Source organism: Priestia sp. SIMBA_032, assembly GCF_046535215.1.
GTDB classification, from domain to species: Bacteria; Bacillota; Bacilli; order Bacillales; family Bacillaceae_H; genus Priestia; species Priestia aryabhattai.
Window position 1 is genome coordinate 603554 of record NZ_JAWRXD010000001.1, and the last position, 14026, is coordinate 617579.

11 protein-coding genes and 1 riboswitch are annotated in these 14026 nt (G+C 37.4%); of the genes, 3 read left to right on the forward strand and 8 right to left on the reverse strand.

The features are described from left to right. Positions 1 to 87 precede the first annotated feature (87 nt). Positions 88 to 183: riboswitch (yybP-ykoY riboswitch) on the reverse strand. Positions 184 to 259: 76 nt separating this feature from the next. The 3 genes from SB717_RS03050 to SB717_RS03060 form a co-directional block, all read right to left on the reverse strand. Then, entirely contained in the window at positions 260 to 3283 is a 3024-nt protein-coding gene (locus tag SB717_RS03050; RefSeq protein WP_410903169.1) for a PAS domain S-box protein, read from the reverse strand. Between the two features lie 159 nt (positions 3284 to 3442). Next, positions 3443 to 4186 carry a LytR/AlgR family response regulator transcription factor gene (locus SB717_RS03055; RefSeq protein WP_048020313.1) on the reverse strand — a complete coding sequence of 248 codons (744 nt, stop codon included), beginning with the start codon at positions 4184 to 4186 and terminating at the stop codon, positions 3443 to 3445. 749 nt (positions 4187 to 4935) lie between these two features. Beyond that, positions 4936 to 6591, reverse strand: coding sequence for an alkaline phosphatase (locus tag SB717_RS03060; protein WP_410903170.1), 1656 nt, complete (start codon positions 6589 to 6591; stop codon positions 4936 to 4938). A gap of 202 nt (positions 6592 to 6793) precedes the next feature. Between SB717_RS03060 and SB717_RS03065 the strand changes: the two genes are divergently transcribed. The 3 genes from SB717_RS03065 to SB717_RS03075 are packed head-to-tail and all read left to right on the forward strand — an operon-like array spanning position 6794 to position 10548. Next, positions 6794 to 8314, forward strand: a complete 1521-nt coding sequence (locus tag SB717_RS03065; protein ID WP_410903171.1) for a spore germination protein — start codon at positions 6794 to 6796, stop codon at positions 8312 to 8314. A gap of 14 nt (positions 8315 to 8328) precedes the next feature. Then, positions 8329 to 9414 carry a Ger(x)C family spore germination protein gene (locus tag SB717_RS03070; protein ID WP_410903172.1) on the forward strand — a complete coding sequence of 362 codons (1086 nt, stop codon included), beginning with the start codon at positions 8329 to 8331 and terminating at the stop codon, positions 9412 to 9414. A gap of 12 nt (positions 9415 to 9426) precedes the next feature. Further along, positions 9427 to 10548: a GerAB/ArcD/ProY family transporter gene (locus SB717_RS03075; protein WP_410903173.1), complete on the forward strand. Its 1122-nt coding sequence runs from the start codon at positions 9427 to 9429 to the stop codon at positions 10546 to 10548. A 25-nt stretch (positions 10549 to 10573) separates the two neighbouring features. Here SB717_RS03075 and msrA read toward each other — a convergent pair whose 3' ends face one another. The 5 genes from msrA to SB717_RS03100 form a co-directional block, all read right to left on the reverse strand. Then, positions 10574 to 11536 carry a peptide-methionine (S)-S-oxide reductase MsrA gene (msrA, locus tag SB717_RS03080; protein WP_410903174.1) on the reverse strand — a complete coding sequence of 321 codons (963 nt, stop codon included), beginning with the start codon at positions 11534 to 11536 and terminating at the stop codon, positions 10574 to 10576. A 152-nt stretch (positions 11537 to 11688) separates the two neighbouring features. Then, positions 11689 to 12117, reverse strand: a complete 429-nt coding sequence (locus SB717_RS03085) for a MarR family winged helix-turn-helix transcriptional regulator (protein ID WP_410903175.1) — start codon at positions 12115 to 12117, stop codon at positions 11689 to 11691. A 202-nt stretch (positions 12118 to 12319) separates the two neighbouring features. Then, a complete protein-coding gene (locus SB717_RS03090) occupies positions 12320 to 12820 on the reverse strand; it encodes a MerR family transcriptional regulator (protein WP_410903176.1) in 501 nt (166 codons plus the stop codon). A 137-nt stretch (positions 12821 to 12957) separates the two neighbouring features. Then, the gene (locus tag SB717_RS03095) at positions 12958 to 13749 is read right to left on the reverse strand and encodes an aminoglycoside phosphotransferase family protein (protein WP_410903177.1); all 792 of its coding nucleotides are present in this window, start codon (positions 13747 to 13749) and stop codon (positions 12958 to 12960) included. Positions 13750 to 13870: 121 nt separating this feature from the next. After that, positions 13871 to 14005, reverse strand: a complete 135-nt coding sequence (locus SB717_RS03100) for a hypothetical protein (protein ID WP_410903178.1) — start codon at positions 14003 to 14005, stop codon at positions 13871 to 13873. Positions 14006 to 14026: the final 21 nt, after the last annotated feature.

Below are 14026 nucleotides of genomic sequence, written 5' to 3' on the forward strand. Positions count from 1 at the left end.
CTCTCGTTTCTTTGTATAAGTTTATTTATCCTCATTACCGGAATAAAACACAAAAAGACCTTTGCCAAATATGGCAAAGGTCTTGCTAAGCATAATCATTATGCCAACAAAGCCGATGGAATATTCCATGTAATGACGACTTTGTTTCAGGTTTCCCTGACGCTACTCCCCTTTACTCCGTAAGAAGTAAATGTATTAAGTTGCTCTTATTTTATAAAAGGTTCACTAATAAGTCAATTAAAAGCCCTCTAAACTTTTGTTAAGCTTTTGTTAAGCGTTTTAATACGTTCAAAAACGTTGAAATATGAATAGGCTTTGTTACGTATTCACTAAAGCCGACTAAAAAAGCTTGATCGATATCGCTTTGCATCGCGCTTGCACTCAGGGCAATTCGAGGAATGTGCTTCAATTCTTTTTCCAGCTGAAGCTGTGTACATACCTCAAAACCATTCATATCAGGCAGATCAATATCAATTAAGATTATATCCGGTGAAATGGACCTAATTAGCCCGATGCCGTTTTCTCCTGTTTTGGCAACTAAGAGCTTAACATTTTTATATGGAGAAAGAATCGATTGCATAAGCTCAATATTTGTATCGTTATCCTCAATATACACAATGGAGATCGGCATAGAAAAACCTAAAAATGACTCGGCTTCCCTTTCATTAGATAAGCGTTTAGGAACAGGTGGATGTACTAAGGGAAAACGAACCCAAAATGTACTGCCTTTTCCTTCTTCACTTTGCACTCCGCACGTTCCATTCATTAAGGTAACAAGCTGCTTTACAAGCGCCAGTCCAATCCCTGTTCCGTCTTTTTCTAGTCTATTCACACGGTAGAAAGGCTCAAAAATCCGATTTAATTCTGAAGCTGGAATTCCAAAGCCCCTATCTTCAATCAATATGGTTACGTGATGCTGATTGATTTTGGTATAGATAATGATATCGCGATAAGCAGGCGAATATTTAATGGCGTTTGTAAGCAGATTTAATAAGATCTGCTGAAACCGAAGTTCATCTACTTCAACAAAGACTTCTTGGTATGCGTGAAAACGAGTATAAAATATACTATGCTTATCTTTTGCTAATGGTTTCATAATTTTAAGCGCGTCTTCAATTGCTTCTTTTACCGACACTGGTTCAAGGTTAATAGCTAAGTGACCTGATTCAATTTTCGATAAATCCAGCGTTTCATTTATTAAATAAAGAAGATGATTACCTGCTTTTAAAATTTTTCGTATACGATTCAATTGTTTTTCTGTTAAATCTTTTTCCCCTTGTTCTTCCAATATTTGTGCATAGCCTAAAATACTGTTTAAAGGCGTTCGAAGTTCATGGCTTACTTTTGATAAAAATTCTGACTTAGCCTGATTTGCTTTTTCGGCTTCTTCTTTGGCTATAATCATTTGCTGATTGGAATGAAGCAGGTCTTGTTCTTGTTCCTGCTGCTTTGTAATATCATAAAATGTGACAACTACGCCTTTATAATATTTGCTTTCTTGCAGAGGTTCAGCATTCACCGAAAGCCAAGTCAACTTTTTCTCATTTAAATAAATGCCCATGACTGTATTTCGCACAGGCTCTTTTGTATGAAGACATCGAACAGATGGAATGTCTTCGAGTGCAAAAGGTGTGCCGTCAGGATGAATAATTTCCCAGTCTAAACCAAACGGGTTAACCGATAACATTTGGTCATAAGGCACGTTTAGAATCTTAGCAGCGTATGCGTTGGCAGCAATTAAGTTACCTTCAAGGTCATGAAACACCACGCCTTCTGACATTGTAGAAAGAACGGAGCGATACATGCTTTCACTTTTAGCCAGCTTTTCTCTTGCTTCGTGAAGATCTGTAATATCTATTATAGAACCAATAACTTCTTTTACTTCTCCTTTGTAAATATGAGGTATTAACTTCGTATAGTAAGCAAAATCGTTCAAAAGTACTTCATACGACACTTTCTCTCCCGCCCATGCTTTATCATAGTACCTCTTATTTTCTTTTGCGTAGGATTCAGGCAAAAATTCTTCAAGTGTTTTACCGACAACATCTATTTCCTCATATCCCATTTCACGAACCATTTTGCCTTCGCACATGGTATGAATATATCCTTTATCGTTTTTCACAAATTTAAAAATAGCACCATCTTGCTGTGAAAGCGTGCGTTTTAAATCTTTTTGTAAATCCAGAAGCTGCTGTTGCGCCTTTTTTCGGTCTGTAACATCTTTGGCGATGACGTAACTGCCTTTAAGTTGACCATGAACAATAATAGGCATTTGCGTTACTTCAACATATACAGGCTGATTATCTTTGCGAATTAGCGTTGCTTCATAATAAACAGATTCTCCGCTCAAGGATTTCCACATATATTCTTCGGCTTTTCCAGCTTCTCTAAACATATATGGAAACGGAATTTTCTCCATTTGATTCAACGTGTATCCTGTTAGTTCTATTCCTTTTGGATTAATCGTTTGAATATTGCCGTACAAATCAACCGCACACACAATATTAGGATTGTAGTTAAAAAGAGATTGATAATACTCTTCTTTTAATTGACTTTCCCTCACTTCTTCCTGGCGCTTAAAAGCAGCAACGAGCAAGAAGACAATGAGTAGCGTAATCGTGATACTTGCAATAATATTGGAAAATGGCGCTTGATACGGCAGCCACTGGCCCCATTTTCTAGCAACTGAATGTGCGATATGCAGCTTCATTCCATACATACTGACGAAATGCATAACTGAAATTCCAATGCCCAGCAAAATAGAGCTAACAAGTTTAAGAAACGGATTAGCTTTCACGCTTTTCGAACGAAAAAACAAGTGCATAGCATAAAATGCAACGACCAGGGCGATGATGACGGAAAGCAAAACAGATAGCACGGCATAGTGAATGTGCGCTTCTGTTTCAATTGCTGCCATTGCAATATAATGTGTACCGAGAATACTACTTCCTAAAATAAGTCCTGACCATACCGATGTGCGCCATTTCCAGAATGTCCAAAACGCAGCTAATGATCCACTAATCGCTATTAGTAAAGCAAGGACAGAGAGTACACCATCAAAATGAAAGCTAACAGGAACATAATAAGCAAGCATAGCAATGTAATGCATCGCCCCCACTCCAAGCCCCATTGAAGTTGCTGACAGTGTAAGCCACAAATAATTGTTCCGCTGTTTTTTCATCATTTTGCTCATAATATCAAGTGCTGTATAAGAGGCAAGAATTCCCACAATGACAGCAAGAAATACGGTAAATTCATTATAGTGACCAGTAATTGAAATCATTTTCTTTCCTTTCAATTCAACGTTACTTCTTCTATCTAACTTTTCTCATAAGAACTATATTACTATCATTTATTTCGAAAGCAGACACATGAAATAGACGAAACTTACATAAGCTTCGTCCTTTCATCAATATAACTATTTTAGAAGCAGCAGCATCTCTTAATTCGTCATTAATTGATGCAGCTGTTTTTGAACGTCTTGGATTTTTAATTTTGAGATATGAGCATATTCATCAATTTCTAAGAAATAAACAAGATATGTTTCGTTTTTTGGTGTGATGTGCGAAACTTTCTGTAAATTTACGATATAAGACCGGTGTGTTTGACTAAATACAGAAGGGTTTAAATACATATAGATATCACTAATATTTTCATATGTCTCATAGACACGTGATTGAGTATAAATTAAGCATTTTTTCCCGGATTTCTCGATAAAAATAATTTGATCAATTGGAATATAATAAGTCGAACCATTAAATTTTACAGGCAGTCTTTTTAATTGCTCACCTGGCTTTTTTGACTGATTTTTATCAATTCCAATGGAGTTTTTTGCCCGCTCTAACGCCATATAAAGCCTGGTTTTTTCAATCGGTTTTACAATGTAATCCAGTGCCGACAACTCAAATGCCTTCACCGCAAATTCATCATAACCGGTGATAAAAATGAAGTTTAAATTCGGCTTAATGCGCAGGCACTTTTTTATGGCATCTACACCGTTAATCGTAGGCATATTAATGTCTACGAGCAAAAGGTCTGGACTCTTAGCCATCACTTCCTGTACAAGCTGTTCTCCGTCTTTGCAGATGCTAATCACTTCAAATTCCGGAAGCTGTTCTATAAAATAATCTAAAATTTCTACCGAATCTTCGTTATCATCGGCAATAATTAAGTTAATTTTGTTCATCCTGACTCCCCCTAGGATACAATGTTAAAGTATAGTACGAACTATTGCCCATTCTGTTTTATACATGTCTACACATAGTTATAGTGTTTTTATGTTGATATGTTGAGATGAATGATTTACACGGACGCTAATCGTTAATGAACACACAACGATTGTTCATGGGGAATATTGCAATAATTGTAGGTTTTCTAGAAGAAGACATAAAAACCGTTTATCTATTATCATTTATTTTCCTAACAATGATTTAATACCCTTTTTATAATCTGTAAATCGGCCTGACAAAATCTTTATTTAACATTTTCGATAAAGGCGACACGCTCTTTTCAATCATTTTGTTTTCTCTTACTATTAAAACATGCTCTATGCTTTTTCACCCATATTTTTTTACTTTTCATTCAAGGTAATTACTTACATATTATCCTTAATAGTCATGGCTTTATGATTTCTTCCAAAAGAATTTGTGTGCTTTTTATTCATTTTATTATAAAAATTCTAGCATACAAAGGTATGAACTTACATATGTATTCCGAACTAGTTCCTTTTAAAACTATGATTATTATACCATTTCATAGTATAAATCACATATATTTATCCATGAAGACTTTCCGTTCCTTTAAGAGTTGAAAGCTATTTATTTGTAAAATAAATCAATTCATTCCTCTATAAAGGCTACATAACCTAATTAACCATCTATTATTTGTAAAAAAACAGGCCCAAAGTTATAACCCGGCCTGTTTTGCATTCATTTCTTATTTTTCATTTTTCACAATTTGCTGTGCTTGTTTCGATACAAAGAAGCGATTCTTTTTATCCTGTACCACCACGCTGTCCATTTGAATTTCTTTTCCATTTACAATAGCAATATTTTTATTTACTGGGAAACGCACCGTTCGCTTATCGTTTGTAACAACCAGCACAGGGTTGTTTGTGTCTTTTGAGTCAACCGCTACATTTGAGCCTTTAAAAGCTTTATTTGCTTCAATAAATAATTCATTTGTTAACTCGTTTAAGTTAATATTCATTGATTTAGCCATATATTTGGCAATATCCGTGTTATCAAAGTGCCCCGTTGGTCGATTTACGCCGTATGAATACAGAAATACATCCTCACCTGTATGCCCCCCCGTTGTGAATCCAAGGTTTGCTCGGTTGGCTAGTAACTTCGATAGTGTAGTACTGATTTCTTTTTTATCTCCTGCTTTGGTCAGCTGTGCTTTTTCCTCTGAAGTTAGATTTGATAAACCATACAAAGCAGCTACTTCTTCTTTATTTGATAAATCTTCTTTTAATTTAGACGTAGCACCTTCTAACGTCATTTTTGCTTTTTTTAATGGATCAATATAAGCAGAAACAGGTGTGGTATCGTATCCTTTTGTTGTATTTGCATTACCGATTGAAAGACCGCTGTTTCCGTGATCAGCAATCGCAATAACCATCGTATTTCCATCTTTTTTAGCGAACTCTACTGCTTTGCCTACTGCTTCATCAAACGCTAATACATCGCTAATCATGCCTACTGGATCATTTGCATGAGCTGCCCAATCCGTTTTGCTTCCTTCAACAAATAAGAAAAAACCGTCTTTATCTTTGGATAGTGTTGTTATTGCTTTATTTGTCATCTCGGACAGCTTTGGCTGTTCTGCTTTTGTCTGCGGTCGGTCCATATCATACGCTAAGTCTCGGTCAGCGAAGCTCCCCCAGATTTTTTTGGCGCGTGACTGCTCTAATTCCTTTTTGTTTTCTACAAAGTCATATCCTTTTTTGTTCAATACATTGACTAAGTTTTCACCGTCTTTTCGGCTTTTTTCTTCTTTTCCTGGTAGAAGAGATTGCTTACCTCCTCCAAGTACTACATCAATATTTTGATACACTTGCTGCTCCGCTAGCGTTTGAAAATCATCACGGCTATAGTTGTGGGCTGAAAAACCAGCTGGTGTGGCGTGCTGGATTTCAGAAGTAGCCACAATTCCTGTCGCGCGCCCTGAAAGCTTTGCTCCTTCTAGAACGTTTGCTACGGGACGAAATTGATCTTCTTTTTCTACAGGTTTAACTCCAGGCGTATTTACTACTGATGGCAGCACACCTACATAACCTGAATTTGATTTATTTCCTGTTGCTAAAGCAGTAGCTGCCGGAGCAGAATCTGTAATAGCAGATTCTGCTGAATACGCACGTACGCCTCCTGCCATCAGCTGATCCATATGTAACGGTTTTCCCTTGTACCATCTTGCGAGTGTAGTAGCATTTGAACTCGTCCCGTCCATTACCATCATAATGACATTTTGAGGTTTCTTAGCTGACTTACGCTCCACTTTTGCTTCCGTTTGAATAAGGAAGTTTCCTGCACCAAATGAGGCCAATGCTACAGCTCCTGCCAGTGTAATACCTGCTAATTTTTTTCTCATATAAATGTACCCGCTCCTTTATTTAATTGTCTTTGACATTTCTAAAGTTATCATTCAAACGTAAATCCACTGTTTAACCACTGTAAAAGAGTGTAAAGTTTGTCTTTATATTCTTCCTTTTTTCTTGAGAAAAAATAGTCGAATAAAAAGGAAGTACATGAACAAACTACCAGTAATAGAAAGTCATGCGAGGGGAACGGTTATGTTTAAACATTTATTTAAAAGAAAAAATGCAGACGATCAGCCTAAAAAATCACTGGATGAGCTGATTAACCAATTTAAAAAATCAAGTGATTTCATGACATTAGCCATTGGCTCGCAGCATCGAAAATACATCATTACTTATTTTAAGCAGCTCGTAAACATGCAAAGCGTTGAAGATAAAATACTCGAGCCTTTTCAAAAACTAGACTTCACGTTAAGCAGTGTACATGAAGTCGAAAACGTTCTGCCTATTGAAGATATTTCAGTTACAAGAGATACAAAAGAAATCTTAGAAAAGATGCTTCGCGGCTATGTAATGTTTCAACTGCATAAAGATGATAAGCTAGTAGCCCTTATTAAAGTTCAAAGCTTTGATACAGGATTTCGAAAAGAGAATGAAACGGAAAATGAGTTCAGCGTTGTCGGTCCTAAAATTGGTTTTGTGGAGGATTTAGATGTCAACCTTTACTTAATGAGAAAAACGGTCATTTCCGAAAACCTTATTTTTAAAGAACTCACCGTAGGAAATAAATCAAAAACGCGCGTTGTTCTTGTTTATTTAGAAGGCATAACAAACCCTCAGCACGTAGAGACTATGACGCAGCGCCTTGAAGATATCGATTTCGACGTCATTTTTGATAGTACAATGCTTGATCAATTGATTTCCGATAATTCTTCTACGGCGTTTCCGCTTTTTTTAACAACAGAGCGCATCGATCGAGTCTTGTTTAGCCTGTTAAACGGGCAAGCTGCCTTCTTTTCAAGCGGTTCACCATACGCAGTTACGGGGCCGTCAACGTTGCTTGACTTCTTTGTTTCACCTGAAGACTACTATTTACCGTGGGTTCTAGGGTCATTTTTCCGAGTTATTCGTATTTTAGGCGTCTTTTTCTCTATTTTTGCTACGCCTCTTTATGTAGCCATTGTTACGTATCATTATGAGATGCTTCCAAAAGATCTGCTTGGGCCTATTATCTTTTCAAGGACAAACGTTCCTTTTCCACCTGTTATCGAAGTCCTTTTTTTAGAGGTTACCATTGAACTGCTTCGAGAAGCCGGAGCCAGACTTCCAACAAAAGTAGGGCAAACGCTGGGAATCGTAGGCGGGATTGTTATTGGGCAAGCAACAGTAGAAGCTGCGTTAACAAGCAATATTTTACTTATTATTGTTTCGTTAACAGCCTTGGCTTCTTTTACAACGCCTATTTTTAAAATGTCTAACACCATCCGGTTATTACGTTTTCCGTTTATTTTGTTTGCTACTGCGTTTGGTTTAGTCGGCATCACGTTTGGCTTTTGTTTCTTGCTGGTTCATTTGCTTCGCTTAAAATCTTTGGGCATGCCTTATCTTGTTCCGCTTTTTCCGTTTCGTCCAACCGAGTATAGGGATACCTTCCTGCGATTGCCCTATAGTCATACAGCCAAGCGCCCAAGCTACTTGCGTCCTTTAGAGCGCTTCCGCTATAACCCTGATAAAGCGAATAAGACTAAACGAAAAAGTAATTTAGATAATGAGTAAAGCGGGGAAACTTCATGAAGAGAATACTTATTTTATGCACTTGCCTTACTTTTTTAACGAGCTGTGCAGACCGTGAAACAATTGACGAAATTCAAGTAGTTAACTCCATAGGATATGATTATATTCCTCAAAGCAATAAAGTCAGAGGAACCATTTTATACCCTATCTATAAGTACGGGCCAACGGAAGAACCCAGTATTATTGCGGCTACTGCTAATTCATCATTTGATATTCCACTTCGCTTAAATAATAAATCATCTCTTCCGGTCGCTTTTGGGCAGCTAAGGAGCATCGTCATGGGAAAAAAATTTGCAACACATGGCGTGGATGAACTAGTAAACACAATTGCTAGAAATCCAGACCTTGGACGTAATATTAAATTAAGCATTGCAGATGGCAACGCCCATGAATTATTGAGTTCTGTTACAAAAAAGAAAATTAAGGACTATCAGTTTATTTCTAATTTAATCGAACAAAATATCCGAACAGAAAATTTGCCTAACACCAATTTACAAATTTTTTTATTCAGTTTTTTTAGTGACGACCGCGACCCATATCTGCCTGTTTTAGCACAGCAAAAAGATGCCATCAAATTAAAGGGACTGGCGCTGTTCAAACAACAAAAAGTCGTTACAACCATCGGAATGAAAGAAACGTTTTTATTTAAGCTGCTAACAAGCGGAGCAAAGCATGGCCGCTACTCGGTAAAAATTAAAGAAAATGACCGTAGAGGCGAAATTATACTGCAAAACTTGCGCACCAAAACAAAGTATGAAATTAAAGGAAACCATCAAAATCCAAGTATTATTGCGCACTTAACTATCGATGGCCTTGTAAGAGAGTTTCCTGGATGGATAGATTTAACAGACCCGGCTAGTATTAAAATGGTGGAAAAAACGCTCCAAAAAGATATTGAAAAAGATGGAAATGCCTTTATTAAGAAGCTTCAGCAGCACCAAATCGACCCCATTTGTTTTACAGATTATGTTCGAAGTAAAACGCGAGGGTTTAACAGTGAAAAATTCAAAGCGCAATATCCGGATATGAATATTGAAGTAAAAGCTCGCGTTCACCTTATTCAAACCGGTATTAGCAACTAGGAGGAAGAAAAGATGCACAATACAATTAAAGAAGAAAATCAAGTTTCCCCTTCTTTTCTTTTTTTTCTAGTGCATTCTACGCAAATTGGCGTTGGGATACTAGGATTTCAGCGTCTCATTATTAAAGGAGCTGGTTATGAAGCATGGATATCTATCATCCTTGCTGCGATCAGCATCTGTATTTTACTAGCCATGGTTTTTAATATCTTAATCCGCGAGAACAGCGATATTGTTGATATTCACCGGTTATATTTCGGGAAATACCTTGGAGGAGCTTTAACTCTTGCGGCATCGGCTTATTATTTTATTTTTGCGTTAACCATTTACCGGACGTACGTAGAAATTTTACAAATATGGATGTTTCCACAGCTGGAAACATGGATTGTATCACTTGTTTACTTGCCTATTATATACTATACAGTTTCCGGTGGGTTTCGCGTGATCACTGGAATTGCTTTTTTTGGGGTTATGCTTCCCTTGCCTCTGGTATTCGCATTGATTTTCCCACTAAAATATGGACATATTAACAATTTATTCCCTTTGTTTGATCACACGATATGGGAATTTTTAATTTCGACTAAAGTGATGACCTTTGAGAATTTGGGGTTTGAATCCGTGCTTTTTTTCTATCCTTTTATAAAAAATGGTGCCACTAGCCAAAAATGGGGGCAGCTTGGCGTTTTGTTCAGCACTTTTTTATATTTGTGCACAGCATTAGTATCCTTTGCCTACTTTAGCCAGGGACAGTTAATGCATACGATCTGGCCAACTTTAACGATGGCCAAAATTATTGAAATTCCATTTTTACAGCGCTTTGAATATATTTTAATTGCTCTGTGGCTTTTAGTTGTTCTTCCTACTATTGCTGTCAGCATATGGTGTACAATTCGTGGATTTAGTAAAACATTTAATAAGCCGCCTACGATTTTTCTCATATTAGCTCTTATTGCCCTTCTTGGTTTTTCTATTTTCTTTGACGATAGAGAAACCATCGATCAGCTTAATACGCGTTTATCCATGACCGGCTTTTACTTTATTTATGGCTACATTCCTTTCCTTTTTCTCTATAGCCTCATTCGAGCCAAAATAAAACAAAAGAAAGCACAAAAAGAGCGTGAGCCAACTTTAAGTTGAATCACGCTCTTTTTTTCATACTCTTTTATTTGTTAAATAAAACAGCGTATTCCCCGTATCCTTCTTTTTCTAAATCTTCCTTCGGAACAAATCGAAGAGCTGCTGAGTTGATGCAGTAGCGCAAGCCGCCTGCATCTTGCGGACCATCATCAAATAAATGACCTAAATGAGAGTTAGCCGTTTTGCTTCGCACTTCTGTACGAACCATATTATGACTAACGTCCATGTTTTCTTTTACTTCATCTTTATTAATCGCTTTTGTGAAAGACGGCCATCCGCATCCGGCATCATATTTATCAGTTGAACTAAACAACGGCTCTCCTGATACGATATCTACATAAATACCATCTTCTGTATGATCCCAAAATTCATTACGAAACGGAGGTTCCGTTGCGTCATTTTGAGTAACTTCATATTGAATAGGCGTTAATGTCGTTTTCAGCTGCTCGTCGCGGCCAAAGTCTTTCCAGTTTTCTTTAATAAAACGATCACGTCCAGATCCTCGTCGATACATCGCATAGCGGAATTTATTTTTCTTATAATAACCTTGATGGTAATCTTCCGCTTCATAAAACGGTTTTGCCGGTAGAATTTGGGTAGCAATTGACTCAGAAAAACGACCGCTTGCTTCTAATTGTCGTTTGGATTCTTCAGCTAGTGCCTTTTGATGTTCATTGTGATAAAAGATGGCTGTTCGATATGAATCGCCTCGATCGGCAAATTGCCCGCCTGCGTCCGTTGGGTCAATTTGAGGCCAGTATAGTTCTAAAAGCTTTTCGTATGGAAAAATTTCTGGGTCAAATGTAATTTGAACCGCTTCATAGTGGCCCGTTGTTTCTGAGCATACTTCTTTGTACGTCGGATTCTCTTTGTGACCGCCTGTATAGCCAGATACAACTTTTATAATGCCTGGCTGTTCATCAAATGGCTTCACCATACACCAAAAACAGCCGCCGGCAAAAGTTGCTACTTCATATTGTTCTGTCAAAAAGATGACCTCCTTCATGTATTCTTTCTATTATTATACGCTGATTTGATGTTCTCACCAACTAACTTGCCTTTTATACTCTTTGCATTTTAAAACAAAAAATAATCAGTGAAGCTCATATTCACTGATTATTCTTCCGTATTTAAAGCGCTTTATTTTTGATCGCCTTTAATTTTGTGAAACAGTTGATTCACTGTTTCAATTTCTTGATCTGTAAAGTGCTCAAAACGCTCAAGGAAATAGGCTCGTTTCTTCTCTTGAATAGCATTAAAAATACCCTGTCCCTCCTTGGTCAGTTCAATATCAATAATACGCCGATCGTTTTCAGACCGTTTGCGTGCAATGTAGCCTTTTGATAAAAGCAAGTCGGTTACCGCCGTAATATGGCTTGCTGACACTTGAAGATACTTTGATAAATCAGTTGATCGCTGCCTTCCGGAATCAACCAGCATACGAAGCACCATAAATTCATTTGTTGATAGCTCTGAATTGTATACTTCATTAATTTCTTGGCGAAGCTGTCTGAACACAAAGCGAAACAGCGTCTCCATTTCTTGAACGAGCTCTTCTCTTTTTTTCACTTGTCACTCTCCTTAACGCTATCACATAATAACGAATATGTATTTACGAAAGTATTTCACTTTCTTAACTTAATTAGTTTTATCAAATTACTAAGCGTTTCGTCAACTATTATTGAGATTTTTTTCCACAAATCTGTACGAATTGATGTATTTTTCATAAAATTCCATAAAAAAAGCGATTTACCGTTATGGTAAATCGCTGCTAGTAGCTAAAAATACCGGTTAAAAAGCTTCTCCATCTCGGAACAGGCTTTTTACCTTTTAAGCTATCTTCACTTTTTAACTGACTTTCAAGTTCCACTACTCGATTTTCTAATTTCGTAATAACTTTATTTAATCGATCGATTTCTGAACGATGCTCTAAAATTTGAAACGTCACTACTTCTCCCGCTTTTTCTTCTGTACGCTTTTCATTTTCAATCAGTCTTAAAAAAAGCTGATCAAGCTGCTTTTGCATGTCTTGTGCACGTTCATCAGATATAACAACTTCCTCTTTTTCTACTACTTTTTCTACCACTTTGACGACGGCTTGACGATTGCGGTTTTTTTGAAAACTTCTAAGTGCTTCAATATTTTCTTCTGTAAACTCACAGTGTCCCGATTCATTTCTCTCTAGCTCGATCTCTGCCATTTTAACCCATTTTAATACCGTACTTGGATGTATTCCCAGCGACTTTGCCACATCTACCGTTTTCATCGTCATGTTCCATCCCTCCATTTTTTTCATTTACTAGCCATTTCGAGAGAAATTTTCAAATCCCTTCATACGTGACAAAACTAGTATGAATTCGTCAAAGAATGTGGACGTTCAACAAATGAAGAAAATGATGTCATTATTCCTTAAAAAAACTCGTACAAACCTTCTGCAAAATAACAAAATTCGCTCTGTGAAATCCCCTTGCCATATCCCTTAAAAAAAGCCGCGCGCTCTTTATTTGTAAAGATTCTGTCTTCAAAACGAACAGCCAGCGCCATATCATAACGAGCGTCTCCTAAAGTTCCTCCGCTCCAGTCAATAACAGCTGTTATCCGACCGTCGTGTACAAGTACATTATCAATCGTGTAATCTCCGTGAATAAGCACCTCTTGTTTGCATATCATGTTTTGCTTCTGCAGTTGTTTTAGCAGCTGTTGATTTCCGTCTACCTTATAGTTGGTTAAATTGTACTCCGCCTCTTGCAGCATTCGGCGGATCCACGGCTGCTTACTCACTAATCGTTTTGGACATTTTGCATCATGAATACGAGCCAGCAGATGCCCCATTCCATAGACAATGTACTCGCGCTTTTTTTCATTATCTTCTTTCTCTAAATACTCTCTTACCGTCTGTCCTTCAAAAAATTCTAGCAGCAGCCAGCTTTGTTCTGCTGTTTGAACAAACTTGTAAGCATTCGGACTTCGGAATTTCTCCAGCGTTTTTATATTTTTTAATACATAATATTCCTTAAATAACCATTTTCTGTACTTTTCCCCTTTTGCTCGCTTTAAAACATATCTCCCATTAGCGGTATGAAGAATACCTACATCGGATGTACACCCTTGATTTGGAAACGTCACTTTTTCGATTTGCTTTACATACTTTTTTATAGAATGAGGAATTTCTTCTACTATAATAGGCTGCAGCTGTCTCACTCTCCTTTCTGTCTACATTCTCTTTTGATTGCTCTTTCCCTACAAAAAAAGTTGAGGCATAGCGAAATTAATTCAATCTAAGATAAACAGATGAGGTAAATGAGCTATCATGAAGAGCTTGTTACGCCGCTGCTGATTTCCGTGCAAGACTTCGCTTTCCGCGGGCGGCCGGTGAGCCTCCTCGTCGCTTCCGCTCCTGCGGGGTCTCACCTGTTCGGCTTTTCCCGCAGGAGTCTCCGTCTTTCCCTCCAATCAACAGCTAGAAGCAGCTAACTAC

Coding starts and splice junctions, on each gene's coding strand:
- SB717_RS03050 (WP_410903169.1), bottom strand. CDS start 3,283: ATGATTTCAATTACTGGTCACTATAATGAATTTACCGTATTTCTTGCT.
- SB717_RS03055 (WP_048020313.1), bottom strand. CDS start 4,186: ATGAACAAAATTAACTTAATTATTGCCGATGATAACGAAGATTCGGTA.
- SB717_RS03060 (WP_410903170.1), bottom strand. CDS start 6,591: ATGAGAAAAAAATTAGCAGGTATTACACTGGCAGGAGCTGTAGCATTG.
- SB717_RS03065 (WP_410903171.1), top strand. CDS start 6,794: ATGTTTAAACATTTATTTAAAAGAAAAAATGCAGACGATCAGCCTAAA.
- SB717_RS03070 (WP_410903172.1), top strand. CDS start 8,329: ATGAAGAGAATACTTATTTTATGCACTTGCCTTACTTTTTTAACGAGC.
- SB717_RS03075 (WP_410903173.1), top strand. CDS start 9,427: ATGCACAATACAATTAAAGAAGAAAATCAAGTTTCCCCTTCTTTTCTT.
- SB717_RS03090 (WP_410903176.1), bottom strand. CDS start 12,820: ATGACGATGAAAACGGTAGATGTGGCAAAGTCGCTGGGAATACATCCA.